Annotated in this window: 12 protein-coding genes; 4 read left to right on the forward strand and 8 right to left on the reverse strand. The window is 43.9% G+C overall.

Annotation, left to right across the window (positions count from 1 at the left end; all coding sequences use genetic code 11):
* Nucleotides 1-34 precede the first annotated feature (34 nt).
* From V3V99_03430 to V3V99_03460, 7 genes are all read right to left on the reverse strand, one after another.
* The gene (locus V3V99_03430) at nt 35-412 is read right to left on the reverse strand and encodes a VOC family protein (GenBank protein MEE9441699.1); all 378 of its coding nucleotides are present in this window, start codon (nt 410-412) and stop codon (nt 35-37) included.
* A gap of 215 nt (nt 413-627) precedes the next feature.
* Complete coding sequence (locus V3V99_03435) at nt 628-1,764, reverse strand: VCBS repeat-containing protein (protein ID MEE9441700.1); 1,137 nt, start codon at nt 1,762-1,764, stop codon at nt 628-630.
* Nucleotides 1,765-1,782: 18 nt separating this feature from the next.
* Entirely contained in the window at nt 1,783-2,427 is a 645-nt protein-coding gene (locus tag V3V99_03440; GenBank protein ID MEE9441701.1) for a hypothetical protein, read from the reverse strand.
* A gap of 529 nt (nt 2,428-2,956) precedes the next feature.
* Nucleotides 2,957-3,295 carry a hypothetical protein gene (locus V3V99_03445; GenBank protein MEE9441702.1) on the reverse strand — a complete coding sequence of 113 codons (339 nt, stop codon included), beginning with the start codon at nt 3,293-3,295 and terminating at the stop codon, nt 2,957-2,959.
* A gap of 456 nt (nt 3,296-3,751) precedes the next feature.
* Nucleotides 3,752-5,977, reverse strand: coding sequence for a PAS domain S-box protein (locus V3V99_03450; protein MEE9441703.1), 2,226 nt, complete (start codon nt 5,975-5,977; stop codon nt 3,752-3,754).
* Nucleotides 5,978-6,393: 416 nt separating this feature from the next.
* Nucleotides 6,394-6,669, reverse strand: a complete 276-nt coding sequence (locus V3V99_03455; protein ID MEE9441704.1) for a hypothetical protein — start codon at nt 6,667-6,669, stop codon at nt 6,394-6,396.
* A 22-nt stretch (nt 6,670-6,691) separates the two neighbouring features.
* Complete coding sequence (locus tag V3V99_03460; protein ID MEE9441705.1) at nt 6,692-8,686, reverse strand: oligopeptide transporter, OPT family; 1,995 nt, start codon at nt 8,684-8,686, stop codon at nt 6,692-6,694.
* A gap of 599 nt (nt 8,687-9,285) precedes the next feature.
* Here V3V99_03460 and V3V99_03465 point away from each other — a divergent pair.
* Nucleotides 9,286-10,107, forward strand: a complete 822-nt coding sequence (locus V3V99_03465) for a FlgD immunoglobulin-like domain containing protein (GenBank protein ID MEE9441706.1) — start codon at nt 9,286-9,288, stop codon at nt 10,105-10,107.
* Between the two features lie 422 nt (nt 10,108-10,529).
* Here V3V99_03465 and V3V99_03470 read toward each other — a convergent pair whose 3' ends face one another.
* Nucleotides 10,530-11,540: a hypothetical protein gene (locus V3V99_03470; GenBank protein ID MEE9441707.1), complete on the reverse strand. Its 1,011-nt coding sequence runs from the start codon at nt 11,538-11,540 to the stop codon at nt 10,530-10,532.
* 137 nt (nt 11,541-11,677) lie between these two features.
* Here V3V99_03470 and V3V99_03475 point away from each other — a divergent pair, with 137 nt between their 5' ends.
* Genes V3V99_03475 through V3V99_03485 form a run of 3 tightly spaced genes read left to right on the forward strand, consistent with a single transcriptional unit; the run spans nt 11,678 to nt 14,174 of the window.
* The gene (locus V3V99_03475) at nt 11,678-12,460 is read left to right on the forward strand and encodes an ABC transporter permease (GenBank protein ID MEE9441708.1); all 783 of its coding nucleotides are present in this window, start codon (nt 11,678-11,680) and stop codon (nt 12,458-12,460) included.
* The gene (locus V3V99_03480) at nt 12,457-13,227 is read left to right on the forward strand and encodes an ATP-binding cassette domain-containing protein (GenBank protein MEE9441709.1); all 771 of its coding nucleotides are present in this window, start codon (nt 12,457-12,459) and stop codon (nt 13,225-13,227) included. Before V3V99_03475 ends, V3V99_03480 begins: the two co-directional genes overlap by 4 nt.
* 11 nt (nt 13,228-13,238) lie before the next feature.
* Complete coding sequence (locus V3V99_03485; protein ID MEE9441710.1) at nt 13,239-14,174, forward strand: MlaD family protein; 936 nt, start codon at nt 13,239-13,241, stop codon at nt 14,172-14,174.
* Nucleotides 14,175-14,199 lie beyond the last annotated feature (25 nt).

Here is a 14,199-nt window from a genome sequence, read left to right on the forward strand (position 1 = left end):
AAAGGTTTGACCTTTATCTACATCGGCATTTTGGCTAAGAGTGTTGTCCAAACAACAGAATGTAACCATTTACATCTTTAATGGCAAACTGCTTAAATGGTGTATTTATTATGGGAACGATAACATCAGTCGTATTTTTGATCCTTTCATAGAGTTTGTCAATATTCACTACTTCAAAATATATGTTAAATGAACCGCCTATGTTCTTCTTATTTATCTCCGGTATTAATTTCCCAAGACTATCTCTTGATTCAAACATTATATAATTGTCACCGCATTTAAGTTTTATCCATTCGGGATTTTCATTTGGGTAAGATGAAATTAGTTCTAAGTTTAATACCTCAGTATAAAACTTTATGGTGCCTGAAATATCCTCAGTAACCAGTTCCGGGGTCAGACTTTTTATTTCCATTTGATTGAATCCTTTTAATATTAGTTTTTAAGCCTATTGGCATTTTAGGTTGTTTATGTCGCGTGGTCAAATTCAAGTATAGTTAAAATCCATTAAATATACTAAATCTCTCAAAGGCTCCAACTACGTCATCGAACGGCGTAAGAAGTATTAGGGCGAGCGCGTAACCCAAAAATTAATATTACGTACCCCACAGCAATGCTGTATAATTTTTGTTAATTATCCGTTAACTGATTAAACCAAATGCCAGCACTTCCATTTCTATAAAAAGTAATAAAAATATCCAGATCGCCGTCATTGTCGAGATCCTTGATATCACAGCCGTGGCTTTCGAATTGCTCATCCAGTCTAATTCCGGAATCGAAAAACGTCCCTTTCCCGTCGTTCATCCACACTTGGGCAGGATTATTCACGTTGGTAATGACGAGATCGATATGGCCGTCATTGTTTAAATCCCCAACTCCAATTTTTCCACTACCCACCGAAGCCAGCTCTTGTCCCTTGGTTAGTCGACCTGTCCCATCATTATTCAAAATCCCAACAGGGTGGGCACCTAAATCAGTGTAGATCACATCCATATCTCCATCATTTTCAATATCAGCAAACCAGGTCCAAATATATTGACCGCGCACCAGTTCAGATTCTGGAAGAAATGCATAGCTCTCGAAATTCCCTTTCATATCGTTCAAATAGACCCGAAATCCTATTTCACCGCTTCGAGCCGTCCGGGCAATATTTCCTCCTTGACTGGTGAGTTCCATTATGCTTTCCCTAATTAAGATGTCGACTGCACCGTCTCCGTTCAGGTCACAAAATGCTGCATCCTTTGGAATTGAGGATTCGCCTTTTTCGAATTGGCCGCTTCCGTCATTTATCCAATCGAAGTATTGACCGACTCCTGTTTCAATAATAGCATCAAGATCACCGTCATAATCAAGGTCAACGAGCCTTACAAACATTGGGAAGCCCGGCTCATTCTCGCCAATATCCCGATCGCCTTTTTCGAATATGCCACTGCCTGTGTTTGAATATATATGACAGTTCTCTCCGTCGGTGGGAGTAGTTATCAAATCTATATCGCCGTCCAGATCAATATCGCCACCTACGATTCCATGATGGGTCCTGACTTGCTGAGATTCTATAAAATTGCCTGTCCCGTCATTCAACAAGATCAATGACTGGCCATAATTTGATATTACCGCAAGAAACAACCCGGTGCTGTATATGGATTCAAAAGTTTGCGTACTCTTTTTAAACTCCGGAATTGTAATGGTTGATGATTGCGCGGAAACAACTGCTGTCATAGAGATAATTACCAGCCCAGAAACCAATATTAATCGCATGGCTGTCATTTTTCATCCAATCTATTTTTATTTTGCCGGTCTCAACTCTTCGATGAATGAAGCGTCAACCCAGAAGATATTTACATCGTCTGAAAATCTGGAAAAAAATAAATAATTGTTGTCACGAGAAACAAATGCAGCCATTTCATGTGCTGTAGTATTAATATCTGAATTCAACCGGATAGGCTCAGTCCAATTTTCAGTGGAATCTTTGAAGCTAATAAATAAATTCGCATTTCCATGATCGCTGTATGAATCAAAAATAATATATGATTCATCGGGAGCAATAAACGGATGCGCCGATTCACTTATTTTGTTTATGGGACCTTTAAGTACTTCCGGAGTTTGATAATGTCCATCAATACATTTTGAAACGCAAAACGCATCGGACCCCGAAAAATATAGATTCCCATTATTTGCCACAGTAACAAACATGCAAAATTCAGTATCTAATTCTAATACCTTTAAGTCAATCCATCCACTATCAGTTTTTGTGGCACACCGTTGTTGAAGAATTGCGGTATTGTTTTTTCCGCTTCCAAATATCAAGCTCTTGCCGTCGGGAGTAATATGTGGTTCAAAATCAAAAAAACCCGCAGAAGGTTTACCGATAAATTCCGCAATACGTGGTTCTATCCACTTATTATTTTCTTCCCTTGTTGTAAATATCATATTAACGCCCTCTGGCGGGCGGTATGTATAAAAACATTCTTTACCATCGGGAGAGAATGTTATTGTTAATACCCCTCCATCACTATTCAGTATTCCCGGAGCGAATAGTTCCGGAGTTTTCCCTGGAGGTTTTTGGCCCAGATAAGGACCGGTAAGAATTGGAAAATTCTCACTTGTGGCCAAGGAATTATCCTGTGATTTAGGATGTGAGACAAAGCATAATACGACGATAAGTGAAATCCCCGTAATCGATAAGATTTTGAATTTTTGCATTTATAACTCCCAGCGCATTTGGTTGTATGCTTATTGGATTTTGTCTTAATATTATATTAATAGACGTAGAAAGATAGCGGGATGTTCATCGGAAAATTAATAAAAAAACCAGACACTGGATTTTCTGCAAGTCTTTGCCAAAAATACGGGTTAGTGTCAGGTGTTTTCTACTGTTAGGACAATTGAACGGGCTCATAACCCGAAGGTCCTATTCTACGTTATTATTGCCCCGATTTAGCGTAAAGCGAATAAGTTGCTATACTTCATGTCCGATGGTGAAGATCGCTGTTGGATCGATATATACGCTCCAGGATCTAACAAAATCTTTGCCCGCATCGGTCCCGAGAAAACTTAGCATCGCATCCAAATCAGATACTTCAATTTTGGCAACATAAAGGTAGGGTGGTTCTGCAGGCAATTCTCCCTCTGGTTCGGAAACAGCAGGGCCAAGAACCTTATCTATCTTCCAGGTTTTAAAATCTGTACACCAAGGGGCACCCCTCACCCCTGGAATTTTTGTTTGGATGAGATAGCTATCGTATTCCTCAGCCTTTTGGTTCTCTTTCAGATTGTAAACTGCAAAAAGAGTTGGCATATTTACGCCTCCTTTTTATCAATTAATTTATGATGATTAGCATTTATCTAGAGAGCCGTATTGCTTCTAACATAATACTATCCGACGCTTTTTCCCAGCAATTTATTCTACTAAAGAGTCAATATCAACAAGAAAAGAATCAAAAGAAAAGCTGACAGAATTTACCAAAAAGCAGAAAAATAAAAAACACCAGACACTAAAAATTTCGTAAGTTGTTGCTATTACTACAGGTTAGTGTCTGGTACTCTCCGTTGTCTGGACAATTGAAACGGGCTCATAACCCGAAGCACCTTCAAGGTGGTTGTCGCAGGTTCAAATCCTGCCCCGGCTACCAAATACTTACACCACAATGCCTTGCGGGATTAATGTGGATAATAGAAGTCCACCGCATATTGACATTCTGACAGAATTATCAGAGTATGGTTTTAGAATAAAGAATCGTAGGTGAATCGGCTGTCAAACCATGACCTTTGCTTGCCTATCCAATTCTTCTCTGACTGCCACCGCGATGGCTTTCTTTGTTAAGGGCTTCTTAACGAAGGCTCCGATACCCAGCGCTTGCGCCTCCCGAACTCTATCGCTCTCTGAAAACCCTGAAACAATGATGGCCTTCTGATTTGGATTGATGTCTAATATTCGCCGATATGTTTCAGTCCCATCCATGCCCGGGGGCATGACCATATCGAGAATCAGGAGATCCTGGGGATTCTCTCTCAGAAACTTAATAGCCTTCTCTCCACTCTCAACGGCACTAGTCTCGTACCCCAGCTTCTTCAGGAGGTTCGTGGATACATTCCGTTGCACTTCATCATCATCGATTACCAAGACTGTTTCATTTCCGCCAATCGACTCGTAGGAAGGTTTTTCATCCAGCGAGCCGCGAGTGATTGGAAAATAGACGTAAAACGATGTTCCCTTGCCAAGCTTGGTCTCTAAGTCCAAGTATCCTCCGTGGTCCTTGACGACCGCATCGACAACACTCAAGCCGAGGCCGGAACCGCATTTCTTGTCGGCAGACTTGGTTGAAAAGAAAGGATCAAGGATCTTCTGGATTATATCATCCGGAATACCACAGCCGTTGTCGGAAACAGTGAGTTTGACATATTCCCCCCTGGGAACTCGATCAAACGCAACCGAGGTATCATCAGCATAGTAGTTTTCAGTCTTGATAGTAACTTGCCCAATATTCTGCATTGCATCCTGGGCATTCACCAGCAGATTGGTCAGCATGCGATGAATCTGTGCGGATCCACCCTTGATTTTCATAAGGTCATCGCAAAGATCCGTCTTGACCGTCACGGTTTTTATCCGTGATTGGATATCCAGTGCCGTCTGCAACACAACTCGGTTTAGATCGATTACTTCCTGATTATAATGGCCGCGTCGCCCCATGGTCAGCAGATCCTGGCTGATTTCGGAGATCTTCTTTGCGGCTTCTTCGATACTATCAAGATACGCATGGGCCTTGTGGTCGCGCGGAAACTCATCGCGAATGAATTCGGGGTAGGCCATTATCGGCGCCAGGAGATTATTGAAGTCGTGAGCCACTTGCCCGGCAATCGTACCCGCCAATTCAAGTCGAGCCGCACGCGCCTCCAACTCCTGCAAACGCTTGGTTTCGCTGATGTCCGTACAAAACGCCATGAACCGGTTTTCAGAAAGGGCCACAGCATCCAGCGAAGTCCAAGCAATGGATCCGTCTTTGCATTTAAGTCTGAATTCGGTCTTAGCGATACCTCTTTTTCTCAAGTTTTCAAAACTCTCCAAAGCCTCATTATATGTCTCGGGATCAATGATATCAGATATGGCCATGTTGGTGAGTTCTGGTTCTGAATAGCCGGTCAGGTCACATGCTGCCTGGTTGACCTCAACATAGTGTCCCTTGGCATCGGCAATAAATATTCCATCCGGAGCACTGGAAATATATGTCCTGAACTTCGCTTCGCTATCACGGAGCGCCTCCTCCGCCCGATTACGTTCGCGCACACGGCCCCGGATGTTGCGGGCGCCGATGGCCAGCGCCGCAAGGCCAAGCAACCAGAGCAGCCCCAGAGCAAGAGTGTGCTCCACGAGCTCGTCATGCGCTGCCGCGTAGTAGGCTCCCGCCGGGATCGATACGCCAAAACCGCCACGCACGTCGCCCTCCTTGTAGCCCTGGTGCCCGTGGCATTTCAGGCATGTTGTTTTCACTATCACCGGGCGCATCAGGCGCAAGTATGGCTTGCCGTCGATCTCGGTAAACTCGTTGACTTCTGTATTACCGCGGTCAAAGGACTCGAGCGCCGTTCGCTCCCACTCGTCAGGAGCGTTCTTGGGACGCAGCGGCTTCAGGCTGGTGAGGTGACCCATGGCGCCGTACTGTTCTTCATAATCTTCCATCGTCTGGCGGATCATGTACGCCGGGTTCATCAGTGTTAGTTTCTTACCCTCTGTTGTTACGATGTCACGGTCGGGTATGTGCGAGAGATAAGGATTAGGCAGTGTGTGGTCCGTTGGTGGTACGTAGACGCCACCGTGTGCGGCTCCCCAGTAGCGGAAGGCCTGGTCTTTTAAGAAATGAGTACGGGCCTCGTTTCGGACGAGCTCGCGCGTCTTTTGCATCTCGTGCAGTGCAATCCAAAGGGCCAGAGAGATTACGAGCAGTGTCCACGCCGCCGCCAGTAGCACGGCGTATTTCGCCACGGCCAACGGATGATTCCGGTCTTTGCCCGGTTCACTCCTGACGTGCCTCATACCTGTTCAGTACCTCATATACTGCAATTCACGGATTCTTCCACGCGCTCTTTCTTTGGTCTTTATCATCAATCATGGGCGGTCTCAAGTCAACTTTACCACTCACAACGACGTTACAGCCTATGGAATAATCCCCCCTATAATATCGGCAGATTGTTTATAAATGTTAACGGTAAGCTACAGAAGGATACCAGACTATCATCTCCATCATTATCGATTTTAGCATATACCTCTTTCTAATATATTTCAACAGAATTGGCCAAAGTAGAATATAAAAAAAACACCAGACACTGTGCTTCCCGTAAGTCTTTGATATTATTACAGGTCAGTGTCTGGTGTTTTTTTCAATTTGTGCATCTAATTAATCAGGCTTTTTTCCCTCCGAATGAGCGGGCAACCAAAAACAATACAGTTGCAAGTCCAAGAACCATTATGAGCGAAATCGGTTCGCCCCAGGTCCCGGTCATAAATGATAATGCAGTATATTCTTCGGTGAATGCTTTGAAAGAGGGAATTCCCGCAATCAAACCGGCCGAGAGTACGCCGATAAGGCCGCCTCCCGCGACAAGGCCGGAGCCGAATAATTGAATAATCCCGGTTAGAAAAATAAAGGCCATCTCAAATAAATGGGATGGCCCCAAATTGCATCATTCCGCACAAGAATCAGGTTTTCTTGTTGCTGAAATATCTCGCTTTGTGGAATATTATATATGCCAAAATCAAAATCGTTACGATGGAGGTTATTTGGCCAAAGTCACCGGTAACGAAAGATACTTCGGCGTATTGATTGTAAAATTCCCGGAATGAGTCAAATTTATAAATTAAAAAGGCGCTAATGACTCCGATCAAACTGCCACCTGCCACAAGGCCCGAACTGAGCAATATCCCGCCTTCCTGTCTGGATTTATATATTTTTTTATCTTTTGTTACTTTCTTGATTGTTGCAGCGACTATCCCTCCCAGCATAATCGGCGTCGATAGTGATAGAGGAAGATATAGTCCTATTGCAACTGGCAGAGAATTCACGCCGAGGAGTTCTATACCCATAGCTATAAATGCACCCACAATAATCGGTGTCCAGGGGATATCTCCGCCAATTACGCCTTTGACAAGGGTAGCCATTACGTTGGCCTGTGGCGCCAATAATGGTTCGGCATGTGTTTCGGATTCAACCCATCCAAATGTCTGGCCAAGCAGGTATAATGTAAAACCCATTGCCAACGCCGGAAAAACTAGTCCAACAAACTCGGTTAGCTGTTGTTTGCGCGGGGTTGCACCGAGGAGATAGCCCGTTTTCAAATCCTGAGCTATGTCGCCCGACATACACACGGCAATACATACAACCGTTCCTACCGACATTGCAGTAATCATACCGCCGACTCCGTCAATTCCAAACCAGAGCAAAATCAAGCATGTTATTAAAAGTGTGAATATTGTCATTCCGGAAACCGGATTAGAAGATGAACCTATTAATCCGACAATTCGAGCTGCGACTACGACAAAGAAAAATCCAAATAAGACCGCGAGCATGGCCCCCAGAAAGTGGAGTTCCGTGCCGGGGAGAAGCCAGATGGCGGTTACTATTAGTATTACTCCAATTAACACGAATGACATTGGTAGGTCGCGGTCGGTGCGAGGGATAGATTTCTGGTCAGTAGAATTGCGTTGGAAAATTTGTTTGAACCCGGCAGAAAATGAACTTAATATTGTTGGAATCGACTTAATCAGCGATATTGTCCCTCCAAATGCAACTGCGCCGACTCCAAGATACTTGATGTAGAAATTCCTTAATTCCCCCGGATTCATGTCTGAAAGCGGGATATTACCGGGAGAGATAATCACACCAGGAATTTGATCTCCAATAAACGCTAGAAGAGGTCCGATCCCAAGGTAACCTACGATGGCTCCTGAAAGCATCAGGGCCGCAATGCGAGGTCCAATTATATATCCAACTCCAAGCAAAGCTGGGGAAGTGTCCATTCCAATCGTACCACCTTTGAGAAGACCCGTAAAATTATATCCCGGGGATTCACTCCAAAATCGTCCGATTACCATTAGAATTTTATAGACAGCTCCCAACCCTAAACCGGTAAAAACCATTTTGGCTTTGGAACCCCCTTCATCTCCAGCGGTAATAATTTCGGCGCAGGCGGTTCCTTCAGGGAATCTCAGGTTATTATGTTCTTTTTCAACAAGGTATTTTCGCAGCGGAATCATAAGTAGGATTCCTAGAGACCCTCCCAAAAGAGACATCCAGAATATCTGAGTTTTGCTCACTTCGTGCATATATCCCATTGCGATCATTTCCGAATCGGCAGCCCATATAAAAAAGGCCGGTATCGTAAAAGTGATTCCGGCGGCAAGAGATTCACCGGCTGAGCCGATAGTCTGCACAATGTTATTTTCAAGTACGCTGACTCTCTTGAACATAAGCCGTAAAATTGCCATCGAAATAACCGCGGCCGGGATCGAGGCCGATACGGTCATGCCAAATTTCAGCGCCAGATAGGCGTTAGCCACGCCAAATAATACTGAAATTATGGCCCCCAGAACCAAAGCCTTAATTGTAATTTCAGGAACGATTTGACCGGCTTTGATATACGGTTCGAATTTTTGGTTGGAATTGGTATTTACTGCGGGATCGGAATTATTGGCCACAGCACCTCCTTGTCTTACGGTAAAACCATGAAGCTAATTTTTTCAATATCGCAAGGTACGGTTGCGTATAACGTTAGTCAAGCGGAAAGAAAAATGAGTCGGGGATGATTAGCTGTTTATTCTATGGTTTTAGAGAATTCAAAATATATTTTTGAATTTATTCTCAGATAACGTGTTGATTATGATGCGATTGTAATTGGAAGGGTAGCATGCGATAAGGAGATAATGTTAATGTAATGATAAAGGCAGTCCGTTAATGATTCCGATTTTTATGAAAAAAATTGGAACCATCGCATGCCAAATTGAATATATAGTGTGAGGAGGATTTGTTGATATTCCCAGGTCGTTTTAGAAAGTACCTTATGATTTAATAGAAGCTTTGAGGATTCGCGCCTTTATTCTTCCTGGGTGAGGGAAAAAACAGTTGACAAAAAAGTTGGATGTTTTTATATTGGGTACAAGGAGAGGTGCCCCACCCCTCACGTCACTAATCCGTCATAGAGTATAATTTTTAATTGGAAGTGGCTGTATGGCGCACAAGGAGGTTGAAGTGACACCTATAGCCGTAAATCAAACCCTAAGTATGGAGGGGGTGATGTATGATGAAGCGTAACCTGCTCGTCGCATCCGTCCTTGTCATGTTTTTGATTCCGGCGATGGTTTTTGCCGCTAATGTCGATAAACTATCGGCGGCGAAAGCGATTGCAATGGAGGACAATATCCTGGTGGTATCTCTGGAAGTTGGTAATACACAGGAATTGGCCGCTCTTGATATTCCGCTGGAATTTTCCGATGGCGCTGTGCTTGAAAAAGTAGTATTTACCGATCGTGTTAATGAATTTGAATTCAAGCACGCTTCAATTGACAACGAAAAGAACCAGGTAATCATTGGTTTACTTTCAATGGTAACCAGGGATGCTCCCGATTTGGCTACCGGTCAGGGTGTAATCGCTGAATTACACTTTAAGCTGGATGTCGGTGTTGAATCGGTGGAACTCAAACCGTTCGAGTCAGAAAATCCAAATCATTCTCTGACTTATTATTACAATGATTATTCGAGCGGCAGGCCTGAATTAAGGCAAATTAAGCCTGAATTGTCATTTGCGACATTGTCATTAACAGGCGGCGGTAATGCGATCCCGACGACCTATGGTCTCAGTCAAAACTGGCCGAATCCGTTTAATCCGACCACGAGTTTCAGTATTTCAACACCGAATGCTGGCGATTTGAAATTGTCGGTTTATAATATTCTCGGTCAGCAGGTCAAGGACCTTGCTAATGGCTATCGCGAAGCCGGTACTTATGATTTCCTCTGGGATGGAACCGATGATAACGGTTCTAAAGTCGCCAGTGGCGTCTATTTTTACCGTGCCAAGATTAATGACTTCTCTGAAACAAAGAAAATGGTTCTAACTAAGTAATCAGCAATTTGTCGGGAGGATCAGGTCGCGAAATCCTTCAAGCTCAAAGCTCACGAGCCTCATGCCTGAACATGAGGCTCTTTTTTTCGCAATGTTTGCGTGTTTCAGTTCTCTTGACAGTAGGTAAATTTATTTGTATCGCATAATCTGCGTTTATCGCCGGTAAATATTCTAATACTTGCCAAGTTTCCCTTATAAATACTAAGAAAAATTCAAAAACAATTTGCGTAACTAAAATATTTATTTATATTTATAATGTCTGATATGGGGAGAGTACTGCTAAGATGATGGCTGTTCGTATCGGACATTGGAGAGGAGGGCCCCTGTCATTAATCGGATAGGGGCTCGACAATGATAATTAAATTTTTTTTGATAGATGAAAATTTGAAAAAGCCGGAAGTGAATCCGGCTTTTTTTGATTCTTAAATGCGGATCTTTTTCAGGTATTCATCCGAGGTCGGTTCTACATCGATGATCTTGAGATTTTCTTCGTTAGTCCAATAAGAGATTTTTATAGATCTTTTGTTTCGATCGCGGCAGTAACGAGCGGTGATAGCCGCCGCAGCATTAATTATCTCATCGGAGATAGGTCCTTTGACGAGAGTAATCGGTGAACCGGTATCGCGGGCTTCGAATATCCAATCGTTCGGCTTTCTGTATTTCTCGATTTTGCCGTTTTCTTCTTCATCGCGCCCGACTATTATTTTTATGTTCTCATCTATTCGGAAATGGCGTCCAACACGGAGAAGATTGAGTTCATTGAAATCAACCAGTTCCTGATGGGAAAAATAATCGCGCAGGCGTTTGGAATAGCTGGGATCGGTTAAAAGGCATCCGGCGGCCGGGCCGGGGTAATCTTCAAGCCCGTATTTTTCAGCCAGTTCCATTTGTACTTTGCGGGAACGGCCGTTTATGTCCCCTAATTGACCGCGATCTAAAATTCCCAGATGTTCAGGCTCGGTTTCAGGAAGTAGTTTGGCTGAGAGGGGGCGTACTAATTTATCTCCCAGACCTGATTCCCGCTTAATTAAATTGAGTTGAGGTTTGTGTTGCGACATCGGTCGTTGTCCGACAACTTCGCCGGTGAAGACAAAATCGGCGCCGACCAATTCCATGAAAGTTTTGGCTTCCCGCAGCATCAGGATGCGACAATCAATACAGGGATTCATGTTTTTACCGTGGCCGTGTTTGGGATTGCGGACAATATCGACAAACTTATGGCCAAGGTGGACCATTTTTACCTTGAAGCCGAATTTTTCCGCGGCAGGATAGGGATCTTTTGAGCAGGATGATTTATCGGTAATGTCACAACCGAAGTGATTCATGAATGACAACGCTGTCACTTCGACGTTTTGCTGCAGAATCATTAAAATAGCGAGGGCTGAGTCCAGTCCTCCGGAAAATAATGCAATGCCGTGACCTTTTTTCTTCATATTTGCAAACCTCGACGTAAAACATATCATAAAAAGTAATCATGTCAACATTTATTGGCAGGTGTTTGGTGAATATTATCTTGACAGTACGTCCCGCACCCAATAGTATATACCCGTTTGATTGAACGGATGAAAATATGATCGGATACCTGTACCGAAGTTTTAAGAGATTTGTCTTTGAATTGGATCAGTTGACCCGGTTTTCGGTCAAGATGGTCTTAAGTTGTTTTGGCCGGCCGATATATTTTGCCGAAACGATGGAGCAAATGTTTGTCATCGGGGTGGGATCTCTATTCCTGGTTATTCTAACCGGAATTTTTGCCGGCCAGGCGATGGCATTTCAGTTTTCCATGGAATTGGCTGATTTTGGGTCAAAAAACTATCTGGGGCGAATAATGTCATTGGCAATAGTTCGGGAATTGGGGCCGATACTAACCGGATTAATGGTTGCCGCCCGCGTCGCAGCCGGTATTACGGCTGAGATAGGGTCGATGAAATCATCCAATCAGCTCGACGCGCTTCTGGCCTTCGGGGTCAATCCCATCCGGAAACTGGCGGCGCCGCGTTTGATCGCGCTACTGGTTATGGTTCCGACTTTAACGGTTATTTGTGATTTTATCGCAATCATGGGGGGATGGGTAATCGCGATCTTTATCGCTCATATAACTTCAACGACATATATCTCGGCTGTAAATGAAAAGCTTACATTCGGCAATATTTTTATCGGGATTGCAAAACCGATTGTGTTCGCGTTGGTAATCGCGTTTATTTCATGCTATAAGGGATTTACGACAACGGGAGGCACCAAGGGTGTGGGGCGTTCAACTACCGAGTCGGTTATGATTTCTTCGATATCTATATTAATCGTGAATTTCCTTTTGACCAAATTCATCTTTTCTTACTTAAAGGGATATTTATGATCCGTCTTGAGAATGTCAATTTTGGATACAATAGCAAGCAGGTGCTCAACGATGTATCCTTTCATATTAAGCCGGGCGAGAGCCGGATTATAATGGGACCGTCGGGTGGGGGCAAATCCACACTTTTGCGGTTAATACTTGGATTGGATTGCCCGTGGTCGGGCAAAGTTTACATTGACGGTGAGGATATCTGCGGCCAGCCTCTGAGCAAACTTCAGGAAATTCGCAAACGTATCGGGATGGTATTTCAGGATGGGGCCTTATTTGATTCCATGACGATTGGTGAGAATGTCGGTTTTTATCTGTTTGAACATACAAAAATGGACGAAGCGGAAATAGAAAAAAAGGCTCGTGAAATACTTACTTTTGTTGATCTTGACGCGGATGAGATAATCGACAAGCTTCCCGAGGAATTGTCAGGCGGGATGCGGCGACGGGTAGCTTTAGCTCGAGCGCTGTTATCGACTCAGCCCCGCATTATGCTCTTTGATGAACCGACAACGGGCCTCGATCCTCAGGCGACACAAAATGTCTTAAACCAAATTCGCAAATTACAGGAAGAAGAAAATATCGCCGTAATAATTGTGACGCACCAGATAGCGGACGCCCTAAAACTGGCGGACAAGTTTGTCATCATTCAAAAGGGAAAAGTTGTTTTCGATGGTGGATTGGAAGAAATGCGTCAAAGCGAAACGCAGGAGGTGGTTAGATTTCTGGCACCCTTTAAGAATTCCATGCAGGAAGTCGTGGCCAAACAAGTTATTTAAGGATAAGATATATGAAACGGAGTGGAAAAATAAAATGGGGTAACCTCCGGGTTGGAATTATAGTCGCTTCGGCGATTGCCGTGATGCTTTATTCATCTTTTCGCGGAGGGGGGACTTCAATCTTTGAGGGAAAGAATACAGCCATCGCGTATTTTAAAAATGTAAATGGTCTTGTAAAAGGCGCTCCGGTTTGGCTGGCGGGTGTGGAAGTCGGCAATGTTCGCAGCGTGAAGTTCGTCAATATCAGTGAAACCAAGCGGATCAAGGCTGTTTTATCGATTAAAAGATCGGTCTGGGAATTTATAACGATGGATACCAAAGTGAGGCTGGGTACTATCGGATTTTTGGGAGATAAATACGTTGAGATATTACCCGGTTCAAAGGATTTGCCGGTCATGGAACCGGGCAATGAATTTCCGGTCGATGAGGGAGTCGGCCTTGACGCGGTAACAAGCAGGGCGCCTGCTATGGCAAGCTCGATTGATTCATTACTATCTAATATGAAAGAAATTACGGGTATGATCGCCAGGGGCGAGGGTACCGCCGGTAAAATAATAAGTGATACAAATCTATATGCCAATCTCGTCAGCGCTCTTGATGACGCTACTGAAATAATGACCACGATTAAGAAAAATCAGCAGGAAATTATGTCCAGGCTGGAATCAACATTGGAGGGAACCGATAAAATCGCGGCCAGACTCAATTCAGGCGACGGAACGATTGGAAAACTCCTCACCGAGGAGGAATTGTATAACAATCTGAATCGCTCAAGCGGCAACCTTGATTCAATTTTAGCCAAACTTGACCGGGGCGAGGGTTCGGCCGGAGCTTTACTGAATGATGCCGAGCTGTATGAAGAGATCAGGAATCTGGTTGTTAGAATAAATAATCTGATCGCGGATATCGAGGAAAATCCAGGAAAATACTTTAAATTTTCGATATTTTGATTAACGATAATTATTCGATAGCCGT

The sequence above is a fragment of the Candidatus Zixiibacteriota bacterium genome (assembly GCA_036480375.1).
In the GTDB taxonomy this organism is placed as follows: domain Bacteria; phylum Zixibacteria; class MSB-5A5; order GN15; family JAAZOE01; genus JAZGGI01.

Coding starts and splice junctions, on each gene's coding strand:
- V3V99_03485 (MEE9441710.1), top strand. CDS start 13,239: ATGAAACGGAGTGGAAAAATAAAATGGGGTAACCTCCGGGTTGGAATT.
- V3V99_03465 (MEE9441706.1), top strand. CDS start 9,286: ATGATGAAGCGTAACCTGCTCGTCGCATCCGTCCTTGTCATGTTTTTG.
- V3V99_03435 (MEE9441700.1), bottom strand. CDS start 1,764: ATGACAGCCATGCGATTAATATTGGTTTCTGGGCTGGTAATTATCTCT.
- V3V99_03430 (MEE9441699.1), bottom strand. CDS start 412: ATGGAAATAAAAAGTCTGACCCCGGAACTGGTTACTGAGGATATTTCA.
- V3V99_03445 (MEE9441702.1), bottom strand. CDS start 3,295: ATGCCAACTCTTTTTGCAGTTTACAATCTGAAAGAGAACCAAAAGGCT.
- V3V99_03440 (MEE9441701.1), bottom strand. CDS start 2,427: ATGATATTTACAACAAGGGAAGAAAATAATAAGTGGATAGAACCACGT.
- V3V99_03475 (MEE9441708.1), top strand. CDS start 11,678: ATGATCGGATACCTGTACCGAAGTTTTAAGAGATTTGTCTTTGAATTG.
- V3V99_03480 (MEE9441709.1), top strand. CDS start 12,457: ATGATCCGTCTTGAGAATGTCAATTTTGGATACAATAGCAAGCAGGTG.
- V3V99_03470 (MEE9441707.1), bottom strand. CDS start 11,540: ATGAAGAAAAAAGGTCACGGCATTGCATTATTTTCCGGAGGACTGGAC.